The 25239-nt window shown below is 51.3% G+C and carries 21 protein-coding genes; 13 read left to right on the plus strand and 8 right to left on the minus strand.

Features of this window, described 5'->3' with window-relative positions; translation table 11 throughout:
• Nucleotides 1-138: 138 nt before the first annotated feature.
• The 6 genes from H6G21_RS06015 to H6G21_RS06045 all read left to right on the plus strand — a co-directional run bounded on the left by H6G21_RS06015 (nt 139) and on the right by H6G21_RS06045 (nt 5552).
• Nucleotides 139-969 (plus strand): metallophosphoesterase, encoded by an 831-nt coding sequence (locus tag H6G21_RS06015; protein ID WP_190571560.1) that lies wholly within the window; start codon nt 139-141, stop codon nt 967-969.
• A 122-nt stretch (nt 970-1091) separates the two neighbouring features.
• Nucleotides 1092-3545 (plus strand): dynamin family protein, encoded by a 2454-nt coding sequence (locus H6G21_RS06020; protein WP_190571562.1) that lies wholly within the window; start codon nt 1092-1094, stop codon nt 3543-3545.
• A gap of 8 nt (nt 3546-3553) precedes the next feature.
• Nucleotides 3554-3916, plus strand: a complete 363-nt coding sequence (locus tag H6G21_RS06025; protein ID WP_190571564.1) for a KGK domain-containing protein — start codon at nt 3554-3556, stop codon at nt 3914-3916.
• A gap of 299 nt (nt 3917-4215) precedes the next feature.
• Nucleotides 4216-4581: a KGK domain-containing protein gene (locus H6G21_RS06035; RefSeq protein ID WP_190571568.1), complete on the plus strand. Its 366-nt coding sequence runs from the start codon at nt 4216-4218 to the stop codon at nt 4579-4581.
• Nucleotides 4582-4680: 99 nt separating this feature from the next.
• Complete coding sequence (locus tag H6G21_RS06040; RefSeq protein ID WP_190571570.1) at nt 4681-5049, plus strand: KGK domain-containing protein; 369 nt, start codon at nt 4681-4683, stop codon at nt 5047-5049.
• 83 nt (nt 5050-5132) lie between these two features.
• Nucleotides 5133-5552: a KGK domain-containing protein gene (locus H6G21_RS06045; protein ID WP_190571571.1), complete on the plus strand. Its 420-nt coding sequence runs from the start codon at nt 5133-5135 to the stop codon at nt 5550-5552.
• Between the two features lie 24 nt (nt 5553-5576).
• Here H6G21_RS06045 and H6G21_RS06050 read toward each other — a convergent pair whose 3' ends face one another.
• The gene (locus tag H6G21_RS06050) at nt 5577-5840 is read right to left on the minus strand and encodes a hypothetical protein (protein ID WP_190571572.1); all 264 of its coding nucleotides are present in this window, start codon (nt 5838-5840) and stop codon (nt 5577-5579) included.
• A 56-nt stretch (nt 5841-5896) separates the two neighbouring features.
• On the opposite strand from H6G21_RS06050, the gene H6G21_RS06055 reads away from it, so the two are divergent.
• The gene (locus H6G21_RS06055; protein ID WP_190571574.1) at nt 5897-6142 is read left to right on the plus strand and encodes an HNH endonuclease; all 246 of its coding nucleotides are present in this window, start codon (nt 5897-5899) and stop codon (nt 6140-6142) included.
• Nucleotides 6143-6277: 135 nt separating this feature from the next.
• Entirely contained in the window at nt 6278-7222 is a 945-nt protein-coding gene (locus H6G21_RS06060; protein ID WP_190571576.1) for a cation diffusion facilitator family transporter, read from the plus strand.
• A 222-nt stretch (nt 7223-7444) separates the two neighbouring features.
• Here the strand turns inward: H6G21_RS06060 and H6G21_RS06065 are convergent, their stop codons facing one another.
• The 3 genes from H6G21_RS06065 to H6G21_RS06075 all read right to left on the minus strand — a co-directional run bounded on the left by H6G21_RS06065 (nt 7445) and on the right by H6G21_RS06075 (nt 12778).
• The gene (locus H6G21_RS06065; RefSeq protein WP_199307052.1) at nt 7445-9220 is read right to left on the minus strand and encodes a penicillin-binding protein 2; all 1776 of its coding nucleotides are present in this window, start codon (nt 9218-9220) and stop codon (nt 7445-7447) included.
• A 21-nt stretch (nt 9221-9241) separates the two neighbouring features.
• Nucleotides 9242-9778, minus strand: a complete 537-nt coding sequence (locus H6G21_RS06070) for a hypothetical protein (protein ID WP_190571578.1) — start codon at nt 9776-9778, stop codon at nt 9242-9244.
• Nucleotides 9779-9985: 207 nt separating this feature from the next.
• Nucleotides 9986-12778, minus strand: coding sequence for a GAF domain-containing protein (locus tag H6G21_RS06075; protein ID WP_190571587.1), 2793 nt, complete (start codon nt 12776-12778; stop codon nt 9986-9988).
• 623 nt (nt 12779-13401) lie between these two features.
• Here H6G21_RS06075 and H6G21_RS06080 point away from each other — a divergent pair.
• Nucleotides 13402-14541, plus strand: coding sequence for a quinone-dependent dihydroorotate dehydrogenase (locus tag H6G21_RS06080; RefSeq protein ID WP_199307053.1), 1140 nt, complete (start codon nt 13402-13404; stop codon nt 14539-14541).
• 40 nt (nt 14542-14581) lie between these two features.
• On the plus strand, nt 14582-14716 hold the full coding sequence (locus H6G21_RS25970) for a hypothetical protein (protein WP_277875249.1): 135 nt from the start codon (nt 14582-14584) through the stop codon (nt 14714-14716).
• On the opposite strand, the gene H6G21_RS06085 is transcribed toward H6G21_RS25970, so the two are convergent.
• The 4 genes from H6G21_RS06085 to hpnA all read right to left on the minus strand — a co-directional run bounded on the left by H6G21_RS06085 (nt 14693) and on the right by hpnA (nt 21841).
• Complete coding sequence (locus tag H6G21_RS06085) at nt 14693-16156, minus strand: glycosyltransferase family 1 protein (protein WP_190571590.1); 1464 nt, start codon at nt 16154-16156, stop codon at nt 14693-14695. The genes H6G21_RS25970 and H6G21_RS06085 overlap by 24 nt on opposite strands.
• 1362 nt (nt 16157-17518) lie before the next feature.
• Nucleotides 17519-18472 carry a class I SAM-dependent methyltransferase gene (locus tag H6G21_RS06090; RefSeq protein ID WP_190571592.1) on the minus strand — a complete coding sequence of 318 codons (954 nt, stop codon included), beginning with the start codon at nt 18470-18472 and terminating at the stop codon, nt 17519-17521.
• Between the two features lie 61 nt (nt 18473-18533).
• Nucleotides 18534-20615 carry a thioredoxin domain-containing protein gene (locus tag H6G21_RS06095; protein ID WP_190571594.1) on the minus strand — a complete coding sequence of 694 codons (2082 nt, stop codon included), beginning with the start codon at nt 20613-20615 and terminating at the stop codon, nt 18534-18536.
• Nucleotides 20616-20848: 233 nt separating this feature from the next.
• On the minus strand, nt 20849-21841 hold the full coding sequence (hpnA, locus tag H6G21_RS06100) for a hopanoid-associated sugar epimerase (RefSeq protein ID WP_190571596.1): 993 nt from the start codon (nt 21839-21841) through the stop codon (nt 20849-20851).
• 437 nt (nt 21842-22278) lie between these two features.
• Here hpnA and H6G21_RS06105 point away from each other — a divergent pair, with 437 nt between their 5' ends.
• The 3 genes from H6G21_RS06105 (at nt 22279) to murG (ending at nt 25023) form a co-directional block, all read left to right on the plus strand.
• A complete protein-coding gene (locus H6G21_RS06105; protein WP_190571598.1) occupies nt 22279-23091 on the plus strand; it encodes a hypothetical protein in 813 nt (270 codons plus the stop codon).
• A 94-nt stretch (nt 23092-23185) separates the two neighbouring features.
• Entirely contained in the window at nt 23186-23923 is a 738-nt protein-coding gene (locus tag H6G21_RS06110) for a phosphorylase (RefSeq protein ID WP_190571600.1), read from the plus strand.
• 11 nt (nt 23924-23934) lie between these two features.
• Nucleotides 23935-25023: an undecaprenyldiphospho-muramoylpentapeptide beta-N-acetylglucosaminyltransferase gene (gene murG / locus H6G21_RS06115; RefSeq protein WP_190571994.1), complete on the plus strand. Its 1089-nt coding sequence runs from the start codon at nt 23935-23937 to the stop codon at nt 25021-25023.
• Nucleotides 25024-25239: the final 216 nt, after the last annotated feature.

Raw genomic sequence — 25239 nt, forward strand, 5'->3', positions numbered from 1 at the left:
TCCAACCCCAACTTGTCTTTGCAGATTAACAATCCCAAAATATCGAGTTGTCAAATCACAGTCAGTCGATCGTCATATCCCTATGCTTTACTAAAGCAGTCGGTTCGTCAGCGTCGTCATCTCCTTCTCAGCTTTACCATGATTCGTTTACTCAAGTTCCTCGTCGTCATTTTTGTAGCTATCTTTTGCGTCATTGCCTATGCGCGGAAAGTTGAGCCTGCATGGTTAGATGTCGTTCAAGTTCCCGTCACTTTGCCTCACTTAGCGCAGGAGTTTGAAGGCTATCGCATTGTGCAAGTGACAGATATTCATGCCGATCAATGGATGACCCGCGATCGCTTGGCGGATGTGGTGAAAACCATTAATCAACAAAATCCGGATGCGGTCATGCTGACGGGAGATTTTGTGACCAAAGCGGCGGAAAAGTATGCGCCCACGTTGCAAGCTTTAGCAGATTTGCAAGCCAAAGATGGTAGTTTTGCGGTATTAGGCAATCACGACCAATGGACAAAACCACAATTGCTAACGGAAACACTACAAAGTGTTGGTGTAGATGTCTTAAAAAATCAATTTCACACAATTTATCGAGGCAATTCTGAATTGCAAATTGCAGGCGTGGGAGATGTCTGGGCGCAACAGGATGATCTCCCAGCGGTATTGCAACAGTTACCGATCGCGGGTGCAGCCATTATGCTAGCCCATGAACCAGACTTCGCTGACGAAACTGCTGCAACGGGCCGCTTTGATTTGCAATTATCGGGCCATTCCCACGGTGGCCAGGTTTACCTACCGTTTTACAAACGAGTGACACCCCCCTTGGGACGCAAATATCCGATCGGGCAATATCAAGTGGGCAGTTTAATTCAATACACCAGTCGCGGCGTGGGCATGGCCAGCCCTCGGTTACGCTTCAACTGTCGCCCAGAAGTCACCGTCCTAACCCTCCACGCCACAACACAAGCGAGCTAATTCCGCAGGGTTGGCCAACTCTTAATGGAGCCTCTAAGATTTGGCAAAAATTGCACATTGATGTTGCGAATTGGGCATTCTTGACGTTAGCTTACATCTAGCTGATTTTAAGGATGGTTCCCATGCTGTCAAGTACATTGCCGCTTCAGTCACTCCCGCAATGCCAAGCTCTCCAAGATCAGGTCGATCGCCTCTTTCAACTGTTGAGTCAGGAACCCACCCTGCAAGCGCAGGTGGAAACGGCATCGATCCAAGCCTCTTTGAAAAAAGCGATCGCGCCGACATTTGAGATTGTTTTTGCGGGGGCTTTTAGCGCGGGTAAATCGATGCTGATTAATGCGCTGCTGGAACGGGAGTTGTTGTACAGCGCCGAAGGACATGCGACGGGGACGGAATGTTTGATTGCCTACGCAGAACCACAGGCAGAACGGGTGGTGCTCACATTCCTGTCTGAGGCGGAAATTCGGGAGCAGGTACAAATTTTATTACAACGGTTAGGGATTGAAACCGTCGTTAATATTAACAACAGTTCAGTGGTGGAAACCTTACTGGGCAAAATGCAGGATATTATTCAGACGGAAGGAGGAGAAAGTAAATCCGATCGGGCCAAGCAAGCCAGTGCCCTGAAATATCTGCTCAAGGGCTTTATTGAAAATCGTAATTACATCGACACGGTGGCCAATAAAACATTGTCGATGGAACAGTTTAATTTCACTAATCTACAAGAGGCTGCTAGCTACGCTCGTCGGGGATCCAATAGTGCGGTACTCAAGCGGGTGGAATACTACTGTCATCATCCTTTGCTCAAGGATGGCAATGTTTTAGTTGATACGCCGGGAATTGATGCGCCGGTCAAAAAAGATGCGGAGTTGACCTACAGCAAAATTGAGCATCCCGACACGTCTGCGGTAGTCTGTGTGCTGAAGGCGGCCTCTGCGGGGGATATGACGAGTGAAGAAACGGCGATGCTGGAACGAATTCGCAGCAATCCGGGTATTCGCGATCGGGTGTTTTATGTGTTTAACCGTGTGGATGAAACGTGGTACAACACGCAACTGCGGCAACGGTTGGAAGGCTTGATTCAGGAGCAGTTTAAGGATTCGAATCGGCTGTATAAAACCAGTGGGCTTTTGGGGTTCTGGGGGAGTCAGTTGCGGCAAACCAGTGGGGCCGATCGCTTTGGGTTAGATTCGCTGTTTGGATCGCCCACGGAAACGCCGCAGTTTGTCAGTGAGTTTAATCGCTATTGTTCGAGTTCGGGGAAGTTGCCGATCGATCGTTTTCGCATTGATGTGCGGAGCTATGAGACACCGAACGAAAACTATGTGCGGATTTTGGGGGAGTATGGTGGGGCGCTCGTTGAGCAGTTGATTAAGGATAGTGGCATTGAGACGTTTCGGAGTCAGATTACGCGCTATCTGACTGAGGAAAAGCGGCCCATGCTGTTGGCGAATTTGGCGGATGATTTGCAACCGTTGTGTATTGCGTTGCGGAAGACGTATTTAGAAAGTTGGCATGGTCTGAAGTCACAACCGCAAGATATTGCAGCGCTGAAGGATCAGGAGTTGCAACAGTTGGGGCGGGAACTGAAGCAGGTGGGCGATGATTTTCAGGCACACATTCAGGATGTCATTAATGAAATTGTCGGCAGCAATAGTAATGCAGCGTTTGAGGCGGATTTCAAAAAGCTGAAGGCTCGGATGGTGAGCCGTTTGGATGAGTTGTTGAATACGTTTTCGGTGGCGGCGGTGCATCAGCGGGCGCAGGCGAGTCATCGACGTAATTCTGTGGTGCCGTTGTTGGGGATTTTGGCGGAGGCATTTTACTATTTGGCGAATGGGTTGGAGGATGTGTTGGTGGAGTCTTCGCAGGAGATTGTGGGGAACTTTTTCCAGCAGTTAATGAATCGGGTACAAAAGCAGGATTATTACCGCAGGTTGTATCGGATGTTGGGGAATGATGGGGGGCTGGCGCAGAGTTTACGCAAGTTAGAGGGGGAGGCGATCGCGGCGTTGATGAATGAGGCGCGGACGGAGTGCGATCGTTATGTGCGGGAACGGCCTGAGTTTTTTGCGGAGGGGACGGCGTCGATGTTCCAGTTGCGGCAGACGTTGCAGCAGGCTTGTCGGGGCTACGATTTCAACAATATGGTGGAGGCGGAGGCGGCGATTCGGCAGTTGTTGAAGTTGGATTTTGAGCAGAAGGTGAAGGATACGGTGATGCGATCGTTCCGTCAGGTGATTAACCAGACGTTGAATGTGTGTTTGTTGCGCAATGCGACGGATCAAATGTCGTTGATTTTGCAGCAGTATGACCATGCGCGGGGGTATTTGGCGAAGACGTTAGAGAAGGAGGCGGAGGATAAAATCCGGCAAAATCAGCGGTTGTTGTCTGAGGTGGAGCAGAAGATGGCGGTGTATAACGAGGCGGTGCATGGGGTGAATGCTTGTTTGGAAGCGATGCAGCTCGATCGCCATCGGTTGCCGTTGGTTAGTGATGCAGAGGTGGATGGGTCGCTGCCTGGGGACGCATCGGAGGCTCTGACTTTGGGCACAATGGATTCGATCGAATCATAGGGTGGAAAATGCAGGAATTTAGAGCGATCGAACATGAAACAGAAGGGGTTTTTGCTTGTGATTCGAGTGTTGTTCGCATCACAAGTCTCGCTTCTGTAGCACAGCAGCTTTGGCTACAAATTGGTAACGTGTTGGGCAAAAAATACTATGTTTCAGGTAAGCCCTATCTGAGTACTCGGTTGTTTACCCATGAAGGCGTGCCTGGGCAGATAATGACGCCATCGAGCAATGGCTGGGTTTCAGGCCGAATGAGGCTACGGGTTTATTTGGAGTTTTGTCCTGATGAATCCGATACCCAGGAGTTGCAAGCTGAGAATTCGATGTTTTCTGATTCAGTACTAGATGAAATTCGGAGTGAAGGCGTGGTATGAACTCGAAACTTGAATTCTTGACTCAGGATGATGTTATTACGGTAGATAACTTAGATGATGCTTGCATAATGTCACAAGCTACATTTCGGATTAATGATTGGTTGAGTCAAGCAAAATTGCGTTGTTCGAAAAAGCAGTATGCCTTATATTCTGATGGGATTGATTGTGAAATCCTTCGGCCTGGTCAACCTTGGAAGAAATGTAAACTAAAACTTGTGTTGGCTTTCTGTCCCGACGAACCAGACACCGAACTCAACGATCTTGACCAAATTCGACAATTTCAGCTAGGGGAGTAAGTGATGACTAATCCAAAATCCATGAATTTATCGAATGATGATTTAAGTGTTATCACCTTCAAGCACGATCGCCAGGGAAATCTGCTCCAGGATGATGCCTTTGTCATTTCTCATTTGATACAACGAATTAAACGGAAGCTAGCAAATGAGACTTCTCTATGCATTGGGCCTGACGAAGGACAACGCTTTGCCAGTGATGGTATTCCATGTAAATATTTAGCCTTGGGATCTCATAGATGGATATCTGGGAAGGTCAGACTTGCGCTAGAGTTTATTCCTGATGAACCAGAAACACCGGAAGAAATATCAGCTTTGGATTCCGGGGCTTCTCCTCTTGATGGCATCCGTCAAGAAATTTCGAATGATTAATACCACTTGCATTGAGTAAGATTGGGTTTTCAGGTAGCCATCTTGTGAGCAATGGGCTACCTGCCATACCCTGACTACAATCATTATCCACACATAGTTATGACTAAACCACAACCAATTGACCTATCAAGTTGTAATGACGGAGTTCTTGATTTCCTATGCTATGGTCAACACTACGAAATGTTGAGAGATGATTCATTTATAATTCGTAGATTACTTGATCGAATTCAGCAAAGACTTTGGAATGGGACGACTGCAATGCATGTGAGCGATGCGGAACAGATTCTAAGTGCAGGAATTCAGTGTAAGTTTCTAGAACCAGGAAAATCTAAATGGATGTCTGGCAAGGTTCGGTTAGTTTTAGAATTTCAGCCGGATGAACCCGAAGAACCTGTAGAAGCAGTTCCCGACTCAGAATCTGAAACCTCACCTTTAGACGAAATTCGGCAAACAATATCTGATAATTGATTGCTTAGTTTTCATATCAGCATTGATTCGCTGATAAAAACCGACTTCCATAAGACTTTTCTTGATTTTTGGGTACTCGAAGAATGTTGAATAAGTCAATATTAGGGCCGTTCAGCCCAGATGATGTTGTTTCATTTCAGCCTATTGGACAACCCCATCTCCGACCTCAAATGCATAAGATTGGCACATTTTGTGAAGTCTTGGAACATGCTTTGACAGACAGCAATTTAGCGGAGATTATCAATCGATATCTCAAAGATAATGCCCTGGAAACTTATTCATACTATAAAACTGGTCATGGGCGACAGGAATACTCTCACTATCAAAACTGGTTTAGTGAAGGTGTTACTTGCGAAACGCTAAAAACAGATGGGTCTGGCTGGCAACATGGGAAAATGAAAATTACTGTTCAAATCAATGTGGAATTCTGCCCGAATGACGCAGAATCTGACGCCTCACCGTTAGACGAAATTCGGCAGACAATATCTGATACTGAAGTATAGGAAGAACCTGGAAACTTTATTTCTCTATGATTGAGCTAGCCCCAAACGACGGCGCACTTCCTCACTGGAAATTCCACCTTCTTGCTGTCGCCGTGCCCTTGAACGCTCAATCATGGACTGAAAATTCGGATTAGTCACCAATGATAGACTTTCCAGATCAACATTTTCCAAATTCACTAACGCTGCGATCGGCTGTCCATTACTCGTGACAACAACAATTTCTTCTGTCAGATTAGCGACGTAGTCTGCCAGTGAATCATTCGCCTCTGTAATTTTAATCATCTTCATAGGTTGTCACTGCCCCTATCATGATCGAAGTTTAGCACCCATCTGAGAAGCTCAAAATGCCTGAAAAAACATCCCGAATCACGATTCCGAAAGCGGTGCGCCAGTACATCCTCGATCGCGACAACCACCAGTGCCAAAGCTGCGGTAAAACCAGCCAACAAGCCAAACTAGAAATCGACCACATTATCCCCCTCGCCAGCGGCGGCAGCAACGACCTCAGCAACCTCCAAACCCTATGCCGTACCTGCAACGCCCAAAAACGCGATCGCTTCGACCCCCGCTTCGATCCCCACTTCCACTAACCCCGATCGCCCACCCGAAAAATATCGTGCGTTTTCAGAATTCAGTGCCATGATGGGGACTCATGGGTGTAGTGAATTTGACACGTGTGGCGCATGGACAGTTTACGATCGGCATTCCGTGGTAGCTTATGGGCTATGGCAGAAACAGGCAACCGCGATCGCATCAGTCAACAGGTACTTTTGGCGAACCTCTGGTTAGCCCTCTTGTCATTGGCCGTCAAAATTTGGATCGGCTGGGAAACCCGATCGCTCATGCTGCTCGCTGAATCCCTCCACACCGTCATTGACGCCTTCAGCACCGTCCTCAGCCTCATCGCTGTCCTCCTCCCCTACCGCCACAACGGACGCGAAGTCTGGAGCCACGGTCGCCTCGAATCCAGCCTTGCCCTCTTCCTCGTCTCCCTCCTCGGCTTTGGTGGCCTGGGGCTTACTAGCCTTGCCCTCACCCAACTCACCGCCAGCCCCAGCCTCGCCCACCTGCCTCGCCTCACCGTCACCCCCGCCATGATCCAAGTCCTGGCCTTGGTCTGCATTGCCCAGGTGGCCCTCGCGATCGTGCAAAACCGCCAAGCCCAACGCTTCAGTAGCCTCGCCCTCGGCACCAACGCCCAACACTTCCTCAAAGACGCCTGGTTACTCGTCATTTTGCTCGTGGCATTGCTCGGTCTATGGCAAGGCTACAGTTGGCTCGATCCCCTCGTCACGATCGCCATGGTCATCACCGCCGGACTCAGTTGCTGGCGCGTCCTCGACATTCAACTCCCCCTGATGCTGCGGCAAATTGCCATCGCCCCCGAAGCCATCAGCCAAATCGTGCGGCAAGTCCAAGGCGTCACCCACTGCCACCAAATTCGATCGCGGGGCGTTGTCGGTCGGCAAGTGTGGATTGACCTGCGCATTGTCCTACACCCCGAATTCCACAGCGCTAGCAACTGGGTCAAACAACAAATCGAAGCCAACCTGCGCGATCGCTATGGCCCCGTCCAAGTCGTCGTGGACATCGATCCCATTGATAGCGAACCGATCTATCCCCAAGACCTCCCCAAACGCAATCCCGATCGGGAACTCGATGGTCGATAATCGTGCACACTAGTTAGCACAAGCACATTAGTTAGCGCGTAAACACTCTTAGCGCGTAAACACTCTTAGCGCATAAACACTGTTAGCGAATTGCCGAGCAGATTACTGAGCAGATTGCAGAAGCAAGTGCGATCGCGATTGATCGCACGATCGGCAAAATAATTAGCGCCATGATTGGTCACGCAATCGTTTGCAAAATCATTCGTAAAACCATCCGTAAAACTACTGAGGATCCGCCTTACTGGGAGGAACTTTTTCCACCCCAGCCACCACTTCGATGACCTCCTTCACGATCGGCGCTGCCGTTGTTCCCCCATAGGCCAATCCCCCCGGTTCATCCAACACCGCCAGCACCACATAACGCGGATTATCCACCGGGAAAATCCCCACAAAGCTCGTAATAAACCGAGAAGCCGAATATCCACCACTTTCCGTCGCTTTTTGCGCCGTCCCCGTTTTCCCCGCCACCCGATAACCCGGAACTTGCGCCGCCTTCCCCGTCCCCTCCGACACCACCGCCTCCATCATCCGCAGAATCGCTTGGGTATGGCTGGGGGAAAAAATCTGCTTCGGCATCGATCTCTGGGGCTGCCAGTGGGGCTTACCCTGGCTGTCATACAAACCCCGCACCACATGGGGCGTCACCATCCGCCCCCCATTCGCCAGCATGGCATGGAGCTTCACCAGTTGCATCGGCGTTAAGGCAAACCCCTGGCCAAAGGACGTTGTCGCTGCTTCGATCGGCGAAGTCATATAGATCTTGCGATCCTTCAAATAGCCCGGAGCCTCAAAGGGCAGATCAATCTCCGAGGTTTGCCCCAAGCCAATGCGTTCTAGCCAACTGTAGTACACCGACGGCTTCATCGTTTGGGCAATCCGCACCATCCCCACGTTACTGGAATACTTCATCACATCCGTCAGGCTGATCGACCCTCGCCCCGCATTGTCAGCGTTATTAATCGTCCAGCCTTCAACCGTCACCGCACCCGTATCGTTAAAGTAATCCGTTAGCTTAATTGTCCCCGCTTCCAAGGCGATCGCCACATTGATTGGCTTAAAGGTCGAACCCGGTTCATACAAGTCCGTCAAGGCCCAATTCTTAAACGCCGCCATGTCCTTAACATCCCAGTAGCGGTTGGGATCAAACGTGGGATTGGTCACCATCGCCAACATCCCACCATCCTGGGCATCCATCACCAGCACCAAGCCGCGCTTCGCCCCAAATTCATTCACCCGACGATACAAAATGCCTTGGACAGCCCGCTGAAGCCGGTTATCGATCGTCAGTTGTAACCGCAGGTCATCTTCATGGACAAAGCCATTGGGCACCCCTTCCGGGAGCATCGTCCCCATGCCCGTGCGGTTCAGACGCACCGCCTTCGCTGCCCGATCGAGCAAATGCTGGTAGCTAAATTCCACGCCCCCCTGGCTCTTCTGCTGCACATCCACATAGCCCAAAATATTGGCCATTACGTCCTGTTGAGGATAGAGACGCTGCTGGGACGGCGTGAAATCTAAACCGTCGATGTAGAGTTCCTTAATGCGGTTGGCGGTATCTTCGCTCAAGCTATCTGCCAACCGAATACCACTCTTCGCAGAATCCAATTTTTGTTGTAACTCCGCCACTGGCCGATCGAGGATCGGCGCTAACTTGGCAGCCACCTCCGCCGTAGACAACGCTCCAAAGTAGCGAGGATGGGCGTAGATCGTAATCGACGGCTGATCGATCGCCACAACATTGTTATTGCGATCGACGATCGGACGCCGGGGCATAAAAGGCTTGAGATAGGTCGTCTGCTGCTGCTTTGCCCGCTCCACCAAATCATTGGCTTGCAATACCTGGAGTCGTACTAGGTTGGTGCCCAAGAGCCCGACCCCAAGCAACAACACACCCCAGACTAAGCGCAGTCGCCCAATCGAAGGTTGGGTTTCCGGCTTGCGGGGAAACCGGATCGATCGAGCGGGACGACGACGGGAAGCCTCAGAAGGGTAACGCACCTTAAGTATCCTAGGAAATAGTTAGTATCCGACAGGGGAAATAGGACGAGCTTGTGCTTCTTGATCTGGGGATTTCACCTCCTTGGGTGGGCGGGGAGGTGCAGGTTTGATCATAATCAGGTGATCCCGATTGCGAGGCACCAAGCCATAGTCAGCAGGATTCGCTGTTTTGGCAATTTCATTCTTCATCAGTTCGCTGTTCGCAGTCAGTTGTCGCTCATTGCGGCGAAATTGCTCCAAGCGAGCAAATTCTTTGCCCCATAGTTGCTGCGAATAAATCGTTAACCCATAGGTCACGATCGCGCTGCCCGCTAAAACCAATGTGATGCCCACACTCCACTGCTGCACCTGCAATATCGATCGCAACCAAGATGGCAGGCTGGGCGGGGTAGGCAGAGTCCGCACGGTTTGGCGGGAACGCAGAGAAGTCACTGTAGCGCCCTGTCCCGACTGCCCCGATCGTGGGGAGCGAGAAGATCGCCTAGAATCTGCTGTCCCCTGGCGCATAGCACGAGAGGGCGAACGAGAGGGTCGTTTGTCAGCTTGACGGGAACGCATACCTACAGACCGTATACCTACAGATATAGAACGCGATAGTCCTATCACAACCTGAGAATAGGGAGTCTCAAGCTAAGAACCGCACATTGAAGAATGCCCTATATTTTAAGCACACCTGTCTCGAAAGATCTCCGCTAATTCATAAATTTCCGTAGATTGCTCAGTAGATTGCTTTGATTGCTGGGTCGATCGCATCGCACTTGCCGCTTAACGATTGCCCTGCCCCGACGGCAACATCAGACGACTCATCACCCGACCATCCTCCAAGCGGCTCAGGCTCAAGTCCCCTTGCATCGCCTTGATGAGCTCCCGGCAAACCGCAAAGTGCAGCCCCGGCGGCTGGCTCAAGGTACTGGGAGCCAAGGGATCCAAGATCGAATTGCCCTCTAAGTCCTGGAGCAACCGAGATTCGATCGTCCCGTCATCGGTAATCGCCACCTCAATCCACCGACGATCGAACTGGCGACACCAAATGTCAATGCGGCCCCCCGCAGGCGATCGCAAACAGGCACTGAAGAGCAATTCATACAGCACCATTTCCAGCTTAACCGCATCACCCACCACCACCGGGTTATCTTCATGGTGCACCTGAGACCACAACTGGCGCTCCTTCAGGATGGCATCGGCGCGATCCATCGTGCGCCGCACCAAGCCAATTAATGGGAGGGTTTCCTGGCGAAATTTGAGTTGCCATTGTTCTTCCGTTAGGGCGACTGACAGCGGAGCCAGCGTATCATTCATCTGACGCAGAATTTGTTGCTGACGGGTCGCAATCAGAGAATCGGAGCCCGGTTTGGCCAGATCCAGGAGCTTTTGCACCCCAGAGTGGGTCGATCGATAGATTTCTTCCAGGTGGCGATGCTTATACCACCCAATTTGCTCCAGCTTGAGCCGTTCGCCCTGTAGGATGCGCTCCAGCTTGAGGTGGCGACGAGTGCCCGCCAGTTCCCCCGCCAGGAGTTCCAAGGCACTGAGATAGCGATCGTCCCATTGCCGCTGATCGTCATCGGCCACAAAGAGCACCCCCGCAGGTTCATCTTCCGCATTGGTACGCAGGCAAATCGCCAGCAGTTGGCCCATGCCCTGGGTATTGAGCCATTGCCGACTTTCCCCCGGCACCTGACTCGCCCGTAACGCCATAACGCCCGCATTTTCCAAGGCCATCCGCAGCAGGGGATCAGCATGAACCGAGACTTTTAGGTTATTGCTGATAGCATAGCGGCGATCGGACTGATCAATCGACACGACTAAACGTCCCACCCGACGTCCGGGAAACCAGGACACCAGAAAGGCCAAGGGTGCATCTAAGACACTGGCGATCGATCGCAGTGCCGATTGTTCCAAGGCTTCGATCGTCAAGCTCTGGCGCATTCCAGTAATACTGCGCTGAATGCTATTAGCCAACTGTTGTTGCTGATCAAGACGTTTTTGGAGTTGCCACTGGTGCAAAATCAAACCGATTTGCTGGGCAACACTACCGACGAGATCCTGTTCTGCCTGCGTCCACGATCGCGGCATCTCATGGCAAATAATGACTAGGCCACCTTCCGCTTTGCCCGCTGCGGTAGGACTCACCACCAGCGATCGCACCCCCAATTCCAGCAAAGGATTACGCCAAGCAGCAAACCGTAAATCATCCTCCAAGTTCTCAATCCCAACGGCTTTGGGTGTCCGCTCCAACAATTGGAGATCAATCTCACTCAAGGCAGGGAGAAAGGTGGGACAAGCTCGACGATTTTTAGGTTGGTTTTGATAGCACAGTTCAAAGCGCTGGTGGGTCTTGTCATAGAGTGCGACGATAAACCGCTCGACCTTGAGCCGTTTCCCCAGAAGGGTTGCAGCGCGGGAAATGGTCGATTTCCAATCCTGGGCACTGTAGAGGGATTGGGCAATTTCCGAGGTGAGGGTCTGATCCATCTGAGTTTGCTGGATCACCATCTCCATTTCTTCGAGGGGCGCAGCCATGGCCAACATTTGTGCAGCCCCACGGAGGAACTGTTTTTCTTCCTCTTGCCAGATCCGGGGCTCATTGCCCTCCACCGCCAGAAATCCTAGTAGTTGCCGTTGGTAGAGAATGGGAGCCGCCAAGAGCGATCGCGCCCGAATCAGTTGCATCAGGCGGGCGGTGGCATCGGCCCGCAGGGAACTGTGGGCCTCCCCGATCGCCACCACTTGATCGTTGAGCAGGGATTGATAGAAACTCCCGATTTCCTGGGCGGTAATGCCCGGAGCCGGATTGTTAATGTCGAGAAACCCGGTTGTCCTGGCATGGTTACTCAGTCGCCGCCAAAAATAGCGTTGATTGGGTTCAAACCAATAGACATTGGTGCGATGGGGCATAACAAAGCGATGGGTTTCCTCAATCACCGCCTCCAGCCGTTGGCCGAAATTAGCGAGTGATCGCATTTGATGCAAGAGGGCAAGGAGCGATCGATCGGGCCGCTTGGTCTGCTGGCGTTGCCATTCCTGTTCCGCCGCATTCAGGGATGCCCCCAATTCCCCCAGCACCATGGCGAGGCAGGCTTTTTCTTCCGCCGTTGGGAACGTCCCCCAGCGTTGGGATCCAACCAACACCACACCAAAGCAGCGATCGCGGTAGCCGATCGGAAAAATCATGGTGCCCTGGGTGTTGAGCTTTTGGGCAATCCGTTGCCATTCCCCGGCCCGCATCTCCTGCCGCAAATCGGCAACTGCGATCGGACGTTGTTGGATCACCACCTGCTCCAACAAATCCCCCGCCGTCAGACTAAATCGTTGTCGAAAAAACTCTGTACTCTGGTGAGTCGGAGTGTGACCGCCCTTGCCCAAGATGCGATGATCAGCCCGATCGTACAAACCAATCCAAATCAGTTCATACCCCGCCGAAAAGGCAGACCGCAGATAACTGAGCGTGGTTTCAATCAAGAAATCACTATCCTCAGCCTCTCGCAGGGTTTGCAGGACTTGCCCCAACGTGATGAGCTGTTGTTCGTAGAGATTTGGTTCTTTAACAGGACCCATGGGCAAAGCGTGGTTTGGCAAACTCAGTGAAGGACTCGAACTCAAAACTGATGAAGAATAGGGCGAAGTAGCGATGGCAGAGTAGTGCAGCTTAACTTTTAAAGTTCCCTGTGAGATGGGGGTTTTACCAATCCATAGGGGCACAAGATAATTTGTCTTTCTTGAAAAGATTTTTCACCCAATTCTGACGCTCCACCACTTGTCCCAGTTATCCACCAGTTAAGTCCATGGAGACCCAGATTGCTGTCTCGTTATAGCAAATTCCCCCTACAACTCAACTGATCCGCCATAAATTGTGATTCCTGACTCTCCTCTTGGTTAGATGACACAGATCCACAATACATTCAGAGTTCCTTCAGCCATCACAGCTTCAGCTACCACAGCTTCAGTCACCATAGCTTCAGTCACCATAGCAAGATTGAGCAGGGAGATCGAGACAGACGATCGAAGAGGGCGATCGAAGAGAGGACTTTCAACGGGATTTAGATAGTTTGAATATTTAAATGATTTAAATATAGTGTAGGGGGCAGGTTACCCAGTCGGTAAATTTGCGTCCCAAAAAATCTCACAGGCCCAGATCTCACCAGGATCGGCTGTTTTCTTGATTACTCTTGGAACCACCCTTGACTGACTTCTATACCACGATCGTACGGCCCATTCTGTTTTCTGGTCTCAAGGCTGACCCGGAATGGCTGCATCACCAAACACTCCACACGTTACACTGGCTCGATGCTGAGGCTCCTTCAGGCATCCGCGATGGCTTAATGCAGTGGATGCAGACGCTCTATGCTGTGGCCGACCCGAGGTTTCAACAAACCCTCTGGAACTGTTCCTTTAGCAACCCCATTGGACTGGCCGCAGGCTTTGATAAAGATGGCATGGCCACGGGGGTCTGGCCAGCTTTTGGGTTTGGGTTCGCAGAAGTTGGAACCGTGACAGCCCAAGCCCAGCCGGGAAATCCCCAGCCTAGGTTGTTCCGCCTGATGGATGATTGGGCGGCCTTAAACCGCATGGGATTTAACAATCAAGGAGCCAGCCGTCTCGCGCGAAGACTCAGCCAACACCGGGCTAGGCCAGCGCAATTTCCGATCGGGATCAACCTTGGCAAGTCTAAAGTCACCCCGTTAGAGGAGGCCGCCCAGGATTACTTAACCAGCTTCCAGCAGCTCAAAATGCTGGGGGATTACTTTGTGGTCAACGTCAGTTCTCCCAACACACCCGGCCTGCGATCGCTCCAGTCGATCGACCAATTGGAGCCCATCTTTGCTGCACTTCAGCAGGAAAACCGCGATCGTAAACCGCTTTTGGTCAAAATTGCGCCGGATCTCGCCGATGATGATGTTCGCGCGGTAGTGGACTTGGCGCAGCAGTATGAGCTAGCTGGCATGATTGCCACCAATACCACCATCCGGCGGGATGGCCTGAAAACTCAAGTCCTGGCAGCCACGGGCAAACCCATCCAGGAAGAAGCGGGTGGAATCAGTGGGGCACCGGTGAAAGATCGATCGACGGAAGTGATTCGGCTGATCTACCAACATACCCAAGGCCGTTTGCCCATCATTGGCGTAGGCGGCATCTTTACCGCCGAGGATGCCTGGGAGAAAATTACCGCCGGGGCCAGTTTGCTACAGGTTTATACCGGCTGGATCTATGAAGGGCCAGGAATGGTGAAGCGGGTTCTACAAGGACTGGGGCACAAGTTAGATCAAGCGGGCTTAGGGTCGATCGCCGATGCCGTGGGGCTGGCTCACCGAACTGACTGATGGAACGGGTTACCCTTTGACTGTAACTTTGACCGCACCTATGACCACACCTATGACCACAGAGGGCACGATCGAATTTGCGATCGCGCCCTCTGGCTTTCCATGGTGGCCTTGCCGTCTCAGCCCCTCTAACGCGGCGGCTGGAATTGACCTAGGACGCTTTAATCAGGGATGAATGGCTCAAGGATTGGGCTAACATGCGGCGATACAAATCGCTCAATTGCGCCCCAACACCTGCCCAGCTAAAGTTTTGCTGCACCCGTGCCGCCGCTTGACGCCGCAATTTCTGCGTCCAGAGATCATCCGTTAACAGCCGATCGATCGCGTGGGCAAAGCCATCCACATCCTGCGGCGGCACTAGCAATCCGGTTTCCTCTGGAATCACTGTAAACTTCAAGCCCCCCACATCCGAGGCCACCACGGGGGTTCCGCAGGCCATCGCTTCCACGGCCACTAGACCAAAGGGTTCATAATGGCTCGGAATGACGCAGACATCCGCAGAGGTGTAATACAGGGGCAGTCGATCGTGGCCAATTTGTCCAGCAAAGACCGTGCGATCGGCAATCCCAAGTTCTTGGATCAGTTGTTCAATCCGACAACGTTCCTGGCCATCGATATGGTGAGGATCGCTGCCCCCCACAATCACGAGTTTGCGCTGATTGGCTTCGGTTGGGCTTAACTGAGCCTGGGATTGTGCAAAGGCTCGGACTAGGGTTTCAATGCCTTTACGCGGGTCAAAGCGTCCGACATAGAGCACGATCGACTCTTGGGGGCCAAAACCAAGTTGGTGACGGGCATCCGCTTTGGACTGACGATGGAAGCGCTCAATATCGGTACCACAGGGAATGATTTCGATGTAGCCGTCCTGGGAAACCCACGATCGTAGATGTTCCAATTCCTGGGGACTGGTGGAAACGACACAATCGCCGTCTTCCAAAATAGCCCGTTCCACTTGTAAACGAGTCTCGGCAATGGCGGGCTTCTGTTCCACTGCTCTATACTTCACCGATCCCAAGGAATGGTAGGTATGAATTAACTGAATATTGCTCCGTTGCTTCAGTTGCAAACCGACCCAGGCCGACATCCAATAATTGGTGTGAACCAGGGGATAGTTTGTACCTTCTTTGGTTTGGAATTTCTGAAACGCCTCCACAAATTCAGGCAAGTATTGGAACAAATGATCTCGGGCAATAAACTCTGTGGGGCCTGCGGTCAGACGAATCGTGCGGCACCCTGGTGCGTGGTGCACAATATTGGGTTGGTCAGCATGGCTCTTGCGGGTAAACATATCCACTTGCCAACCTAATTTCGCCAGCGCTTCACCGACTTCGCGCACATACACGTTCTGGCCACCCGCTTCTTCTCGGCCAATCTCGATCGCAGGATCACCATGGACTGAAATGAGCGCGATCGATTGCCGCGATCGAGGGCTGGAAGAGGCATTATCTGGGAACTTAGCAGGCACAACCTTGGCTTGCAACTTAGGCTGAAGCAGAGTGGTCACTAGGAGTTGACCGTTGGATTGACCGTTAAATTGACCATTGGATTGACTGTTCGATTGACCGTTGGACTGAACATCAATCGGGCTGTTGACTTGATTATTAGGCTTCGACATAACACTAACCTCAACGCGATGGATACTCAATGCAATTACTAATCCTGTGATGACTAACCGTGCTATAACTCATTGCGCTACGACTAATCGCGCTACAACTAATTGCGCAATGAATAGTCATGTCATGACAAACAATGCCGTTACTAACAACAGCGTTCCACTGTTCACCCAACTAAGTAATGAATTTTCCATGAGATCTCCACAGCACATTGATAAGGTTATGGGTTCTGAGATTGAATCGTAAGGCAACAGTGGGTTTCTAACTGCTATCAGTGGACACACCTGCAATCCCAAACACGCAATCTAATAAAGAATATTAAGGAAAGGGGATAACTGCAAAAAGAATGGGTGCAAAAGATGCAATTATCAGCTATTCCAGGGCAGATTGAATGAAGAATTTTCAATCGTAAAACAACATCACCGATCAATCAAACTTTACTACTGATAGCGAATCCAGCAAACAATCTAAAGAGTTAGATTCAGACATATCTAAAGAGTGAGACATCAAACATAAAACACATGATTGGAAGTCAAAATTCCACTCCAAGAGGTAGCCCGAGAAATGAAGTCCGATCGCGATGCAAACCCCAAAACAACCTAAAAACCATTGATGAAGAATCACTGGACTCTATGCCACAACCGCTGATTGACTCTCTAGCTGATTGACTCTTTAGATTGATTCTTGCACCGCTTGCAGTTCTGATGACGAGCCATCCTGCCAACAGGCTCCTACTCACCTCCTCAATCATCACAGGGGGCAACAGTCCTAATGGAATTGCCAACCTTAAGACGTGATTCGTGTTGTCCGTGATTCGTGTTATCCCCAATTGTTATACCCAATAGTGTTATACCCAGTAAATGTGGAACAGGGGTAGAAAGACAGGATACAAAACGAAACTAGAGCAGCTAGGTTCAGTCATAAAGCCCAACTCCTTTAGAACTCAACAATAAACATCGTCTACAGAAGAGTTATAGACGGACAAATTCAACCCTCAAAAGTACGGATCACCACACTCTAATTGATCTCAATACAGTTTCATGTGAATGAACTCATTTTTTTTGTTTTATTCTAAAAATAATTCCAGTCCGTGACCAACGGTATTTTTGAAATTGAAAGAAAAACAAACAGCCTTAAGTTTTTGGATAAGAATAATAAAAACTAAGGTTCGGATATCCGAACCTTTTGCAATCAAAAAATAGCCAAATAGACCGTTCGTAGGAATGACCGCAGTTTATTTTTCTAGCGTGTTGAATGTACTGAACCCACGATCGACAGCTTCCTAATTTGTCCAATCATTCATCTAATCTTCCTAGTAATTCTTCTAGAATTAACCAACCATTTTCAGGACGATGTCCTTTGAATTACGGTAATTTAAATGACACGATCGTTCGGTGACGCGGATCGCTAGCAACGGTTTTCACGTTGGCAAATCCGGTTTTGGCTAGATTGGCCTCTACGTCGAAGGTGTAATACTCGTCACTCCAGGGTTCTGTACTTTTCATCAACGTAAATAAGACCGGCGGCAAATTTTGGATGACGGGAGATTTGGGATTGTTATCCACGATCGCGAAACACCCACCGGGCCGTAGCAACCGTAACACTTCCTGGAAAATTTGGTGGGTTGCCTCCTGGGGCAGTTCATGCAGCACAAATTGCAGCGTAATTAAATCGAAAGACCCATCGGGGAGGCCAGATTGTTCCGCTTGGGCGTGGAGCCATTGGGCAATTTCATGATGGGTATCCCGCTGCCGCGCCACCGCTAGCATGTGGGGCGACAGATCTAGCCCGATCGTTCGCACAGGCGTCGTCTGCCGCTGTTGGTAAAACCGATGCAGAGCCAGGGTCGAGATCCCCACGGAACAGCCGATATCCAGCACATCCTGCACAGTATCAGGGCCGCAGTCCGCCAGCACCTGATGGAAGGTCGATCGCAGGCGATCGTGGGCCACCTGCCAAGTTAGCGGCTCATTCTTCCAAACCCGCAGGGCCATGGCGTAGGTGGCGGACTCTGCCTCAAAGGCCGCATCCCAGCAGAGGTTACCCGCATCGTAGGCATGGAAGGGCACTTGGTAATAGTCGGGATAGGTCACCGCCGGATTACTGACCTCCGCCAGCCGTTCCTGGAGGCCAGCGGCGGCCAACGTGGCATAATTTTTGCGCCATGCCACCCCATTTTTTTCAGCGGTGTTGATGAGCACTTGCCGCGCCTGACGCTTCATCAATTGGTAAATCGGCTTGGTTTGGATGAGGACATTGACAGCCCGTGATAAAAAATCTTCCCCCGCCCAATCTGGCTTCGTTTTCGTCATCGTCATGGTTGCCCCTATCTAGTCATCTATGTAAATCTATTGATTTTATTGGTTTTATTCTAGGGTTTTATGGATCCCCTGGGATGGAGTCCACAGAATAAATCGCCCGAATCTGCTCCCATAAATGATCCCACGATCGCGCGGGTTCCTGGCAAGCCAATCCCTGACACAGGAGGGCGACCGTTCCAGTGGGAAGTTCGTCGGTTAGTTGCAAAACCGTCGTGGGGAGGTAGTCCTGGGCTAACTGCGTAATACCGTCTGGGGTGGTGCGGATCAGAGTACCGTGGTGGAACCAATCCAAGGCGGCAAACAAACTGGGACAGGACTGGGGCGATCGCTGGAGGATGCTACTAAAGGCCATCAGGGCTTTTTCTGCCTGGTCTCGATAGGTTAAATGTTCAGTTAACAGAGACAACCGGACTAAATTGGCGATCGCGATCCCGTTGGCCGAGGGGGTTGCATTATCCAAATAACTCCGTTCCCGGAGCAGCAGATCCTGACTCGCATCCTTGGCCGTGTTGAAGTACCCGCCGCTTTCCTCACTCCACAGATAGAGGTCAAATTCGGTTTGTACGTCGATCGCCGCCGTCAGCCAGGAGTCCGCTTGATCAGGGGCGATCGCTAACGTTGCTTGGTGCAGATCTAGCAAGGCTTTAATCAAAAAGGCATAGTCCTCCGACTGGGCGGGAACGCTGACTTGTCCACTGTAATTCAAGCGATAGAGGCGGGAGTTTTGCCGTTGTTGCATCCAGATAAATTGGGCGCACTGGGCCGCCAACTCTAAATAGCCTCCGTTCCCCCAGACCGCTGCCGCCCGAGCCAACCCAGAAATCATGAGGCTATTCCAGGCCACAATCATTTTGGTATCGGTCACAGCGGGAATACGTCCCGGCCAAGGATGGGTTTTCGCAGTTTGATTGTCAGGAGCCGGAGGGAAGGTTTCGACTTGGCTGGGGATCGCACCATACCGGAGCACAAACAGTTTCTCTAGGGCGGTTTCGACCGTTGGACTGAGGGCCTCAGCGTGGCTGCGTTGCAGAACATTTGCCCCTTCAAAATTGCCCCCTGGGGTCACGGTAAATTGCGTCGTGAGTTCCTGCAATTCCGAAGCGCTCAGGTGGGCTTGTAGGTCATCAAAGCGCCAAACGTAAAAAGCCCCTTCCTCCGGTTCCGCATCCTCTGGCGTCAGAAAACTATCCGCATCCTGGGCGGCATAGAAATAGCCTGCGGGGGCGGCCATTTCCCGTTGTAGCCATTGCACTGTGCGATCGATCGATCGGGCAAAACTGGGCGACTGCGTTCCCAGGCTCCACAAATTAGCCAAATATTCCATAATCTGGCCATTGTCGTAGAGCATTTTTTCAAAATGGGGCACGGTCCAAGTGGGATCGACGGTGTAGCGATGGAAGCCCCCAGCCACGTGATCAAAAATCCCCCCCAAGGCCAAATCCAAGCCCCGTTGCACCGCAATTTCTGCCGTATTTTCCGATGTTTCTAGGCTCAAGCGGGTATTCCGGAGCGCGGCATCGGCGTAGGGAATCATGGGGAAACTGGGGCCAGGATTTTTACCGGATATGATCGAAGTGCTATAGGCCAATCCCTTGCGCAGAACCGCGAGATCGAGGGTGCGATCGGGGTTGAGCAAGGCCATTTTTTGCAATCCACCTAGAATTTCTTCAGTGATTTCTCCTAGCTTTTCCTTATCTTGATCATAGAATTTACGTAATGATTGCAACACTTGCAAAAACCCGGCCCGCCCATATTTGGGTTCGACGGGAAAGTAGGTGCCACCATAGAAGGGAATTAACTCATCGGGCGTCAGAAAAATATTGAGCGGCCAGCCCCCCTGCCCCGTCATCATCTGCAACGCTTGCATATAAATGCTATCGAGATCGGGTCGTTCTTCCCGATCGACTTTAATGGGCAAAAAGTAGGTGTTGAGGTAATCCGCAATGATGGGATCGGAAAAGGCTTCGCCCTCCATCACCGTACACCAATGACAACTGGAATACCCGATCGAAAGAAAAATCGGTTTATTGTCCCGCCGCGCAGCTTCTAAGGCTTCATCGCACCAGTACCACCAATCGATCGGGTTGTTGGCATGTTTGCGGAGATAGAGACTTTGCGCCTGGGCGAGATGATTTGGCATGGTAAAAGATTAATAACAACAGATGAATCCAGGAATCAATCAGGTAACCATCCATCGATGGGATGGATCGAATTGGATGATAAAAGCTCAACCGTAAAAAGTTAGAGCTGGAAAGTTAGATGGTGAAAGGTTACGTTTTTTAAAAATTGTGAATCAGGAACATCAATGCACAGTGGACACATAGGTCATGCTGTAGGTCAGCAATCCAGGGATTGGGCTGGAACTCGCTGGAACTAAACATAACCAGACTGATAAAACCAATCAACGGCATCTAGAATCGCTTGACGAATCGGGGTTTGGGGTAAATTTAATTCTCGCACAGCTTTGCTGGCATCATAGAACATCCGCTGTTGAGCCATGCGCACTCCATCGATCGGCACCGAGGGCGTTTTGCCCAAGCGTGCCAGCAGTTTTTCATCCAGCCACGCCACCCCTAGGGGAATCCAACTGGGAATGCTGTACTTCGGAGCCGGTAATCCAGTGAGCTCAGCCAATTCATCCAGAAAGGCTTTCAACGACAGATTTTGATGACCCAGAATATAGCGATCGCCCGATCGTCCCTGTTCCAAGGCTCGCAGGTGCCCCCAACAAACATCTTGCACATGAATGAAATTCAATCCCGTATCCACATAGGCGGGCATGTTGCCCTGCAAAAATCGCAGAATAATGTCGCCCGTGGGTGTTGGTTTCACATCCCAAGGCCCGATCGGACTACTGGGATTAACGATCACCACCTCTTGCCCCGCCTGTGCCGCTTGAATGGCTTCCTGTTCCGCCCAGTATTTCGATTGTTTATACACACCGATTAACTTATTTGGGGGAGATTGATAGGTTTCATTGGTGGTTGTAGCGTTGGGATCAATGCCGATCGCGGCCACGGAACTGGTATAAACGGTGCGGGCGATCCCTGCCTGTCTCGCGGCCTGCAAAATATTACGGGTGCCCACAACATTGGCCTGGTAGAGCACATCCCGATCGCGCTGCCAGAGGGAGTAATGGGCTGCCACATGGAAGAGGGCTTCACAGCCTTGCAGTAAATGCGCAAAATTGGGATCCGTCAGATCCCCTTCCACCTGTTCCAAATCCCCCAGGTGCTCTAACCCTGCAAGATTTGTCCGCGATCGATGGGGCCGTACCAAAGCCCGCACACGGTACCCTTGAGCCAACAACAACCGCACGAGATTGGCTCCCACAAAGCCCGTTCCCCCCGTCACAAACACCTTCATGGTTTAGGACGCACATTTTTGACGCAACAATTACTTATTGTTACAGGTTTTGCCAGGAATTCTTTACATTTTCAGGTTTTACAATCACTGAAGAAATTGCTGGAATCTTTAGCTCATAATGCTTTGATTGGTTTACACCAACATTTTGATCCATTATCTAGGATTGAAAAACAGGAGGCTATCCCCGTAGAATGTCTGTGGTATTACAATTAGCGTCTCAGTTCAGTTTTCTGAGTCAGGTTTTCTGAGTTAGATTTTTATAGTGCATATAGTTGATCAGCGTTTGATCAGAATTGGATCTCTCACCGTTGGAGTTCAATTCTGTTGAGGTTGTCTATTGAGGTTTTGAGTTCATAATCCGATGATGATTTCCGGTTCTAATAAGGTGTTCCTGAAATGTTCCGATGGATGACCTTGGTATAACAGGAGATCCCCCTATGGTATGGCTACGTCCCCATTGTTTAATCGATCGTTGTTTAGTCGATCGTTGCCGTAACTTGATCCAGCAAAGCAGCCCGAAATCCCTGGGGCAAGTCCTGGGAATGGGACTGGCTGGTGTGTTGGTGGGCAGCGGTCTAATCGCCTCGCTTGCAGAAGCCAAAACCCGCACATCGGTCTTTCGTCATCGATCGTCCCGTTCTGTCGCTTCCAAACCTGCGCCCACTACAGGTAAATTGCAAGGAGGAAAATTACAAGCCAACGTTAAATTACCAACCAAGGCACAGACTAAATCCCAAACTAAATCGCAGCGATCGCCGCAGGTCAAGGCCCAAAAGTTGATGCCAGTCAGAGCCGGTCAACCCCCGATCGCGAAACTTCAGCAAACCCAGACCCAGACCCTCGCAGCCAGTCCTGTCCCAGCCCGCCCATCGGTCAAAACCATTTCCCAGGCTGCTTTACCCATTGCTGCATCCAAAGTGCAAGCCCGTAGTTCGATCGGGACTTTAGCGACCCGCAGCTATCCCCAGGATTGGTGTTTGGTCACGGCGGGGGAAACAACCCTTTTCCGGGATTCGCAGGATCAGTTTGATATTTTCTGCGGGGGCGACCAGCCAACTTTAGCGGTTTCCCAAACCGCCGTCCAAGATTTTTTTCCAGCCTCCAAAAAATCCTCCACGTCCCTGCGCATTTTGCCCATGGGTTCCTGTGATTCCCAACGCAGTGATGTGTTTAAATCCGCCAACCAGACCACCTTTGCTGGAGATCCCAAACGTTACGGTGTGGACATTGTTTGTATGAGTACCCGTTGAGACGACTGGCAGGAGACGGGCTGGGTTCTCGGGCTGGGGCAGTGCAAAACCATGGCACACTCTAGAAGACCTAGATTGTGGCTGAGTCATTACTGTGAGTGTTCCAACGATTTTGGTGCCCCGAGGGGCGGAGTATCAAGCGGTTTGCCGAGGGTTACAATCCCAGGGGCCCCTAGACCGATCGCCCCAGACAGTTTCTCCAGACTTGCCGCAGGTGTTAGCAATCCCCGCCGGGTTGTCTCCGGTGAAGCGTTGGTTGGAGGAATTTGCGGCCAATACCTCTCCTTTGCCATCAGCAATTTTGGTCATGGGGGTATGTGGAGCCCTGCGAGATCGAGGGAATCAAGACACGATCGGATCCGCTGTAGTTTACCAGTCCTGCCTGGATCCTACAGGTCAGTCTTGGCATTGTGCCAATCTAACTCAAATCGGCATTGCTTCAGCCATCGTTAACCCACTCGCCCTGCCCGCCAGCACAGGCATCACCTGCGATCGCGTGATTCACCTCGCCCAGGAAAAACAACAGCTTGCCCAACAGCTTCAGGCCGACGTGGTGGATATGGAAAATACGGCAATTTTGGAATTTTTCAGCCAGCACAACATTCCCGTAGCGATCGTGCGGGTGATCAGTGACGATGCCCACCACGATTTACCCGACCTCTCCCAGGGCTTTGATGAAAATGGCCAACTGCGCCCGATCACCCTAGCCCTAGCCATGCTCCGCCGACCGATCGCAGCAGTGCGGCTGATCCGGGGTTCCCTCACTGCCCTGAAAATCCTGGAACGCTTGAGTGGAGAACTGATACAATCACCCTGTTCATCTCAAGACTGAAACTAACTGTGGTGTCTCAATCGTCCCGTCGGCTCTTAGTAGCAGCCAGTGGAACCGGAGGACATGTGTTCCCCGCCGTCGCGATCGCGGAACAACTTCCGGACTATCACATTGAATGGCTGGGGGTGCCCGATCGCTTGGAAGTGCAACTGGTGGGCGATCGCTATCGGTTGCATACCGTTCGGGTGGCGGGCTTCCAAGGCAAACCGGGACTAAGGACGCTGAAAACCCTGTTCAAACTGATTCGGGCCATTGGGTCAGTCCGAAAAATTCTGAAGCAGGGCAAATTCGACGGTGTTTTCACCACCGGGGGCTACATTTCCGCGCCTGCTATTTTGGCGGCCCGATCGCTGGGACTCCCCGTCGTATTGCATGAATCCAATGCGCTGCCGGGGAAGGTGACTCGGTTCTTTGCGCCGCGCTGTACCGCTGTGGCGATCGGCTTCCAAGCGGCGGCCCAGTACCTCAAAGCCAAAACCGTTTACACCGGAACGCCTGTGCGGGCGCAATTTCTTGCGGAACCCGGAACCTCCGACAATTTAGACGATTTAGGCATTCCTGAAGGCGTCCCGTTAGTGGTCGTTGTTGGGGGCAGTCAGGGAGCAGTGGCGGTGAATCGGTTAGTACGGCAATGCAGCCCCGCTTGGTTTGAGCAGGGAATTTGGGTTGTGCATTTGACCGGAGAGTCCGACCCAGAAGCCGAGAGTTTACACCATCCGCAATACATTGCCCGATCGTTCTATCACAACATGGCGGCCTTGTTCCGCCGCGCCAACTTAGCTATTAGCCGCGCGGGGGCTGGAACGCTAACGGAACTCGCGATCGCGCACACTCCGTCGATTCTGATTCCCTATCCCTCTGCAGCAGAGGATCACCAAGCCTTTAATGCACGCGTATTTGTGGAAGCGGGAGCGGCGGAAATGTTTCGTCAGGAAAAACTACTTCCGGAAACGCTACAGTCGATCGTGCTGGAATTGCTCGCTGCACCAGAGCAGCTACAAAAAATGTCGGCCCAAGCGGCATCGCTAGCTGTGCCGGACAGCGCAATCCAAGTCGCAGACTTACTCCGTAATTTAATTGAACGTCACTCGCATGAGTGATCACGGCTATCACAATGCAACGGTCATTGGTAAACAGGAACGCACAACTTCGAATTACACCTCACATTACAACACCATCGCTAATTCACCCACTAACCATTCTTCACCAGCTCAACATTGTTAACCAGCTCAATACCAGCTAAACACAAGTAAGCAGCACGATCGAGCGATCGTGCTGCTTTTTCAACCAACAACTAGCCACTAACAACTGGTATC

The sequence above is a fragment of the Alkalinema sp. FACHB-956 genome (assembly GCF_014697025.1).
In the GTDB taxonomy this organism is placed as follows: domain Bacteria; phylum Cyanobacteriota; class Cyanobacteriia; order Leptolyngbyales; family Leptolyngbyaceae; genus Alkalinema.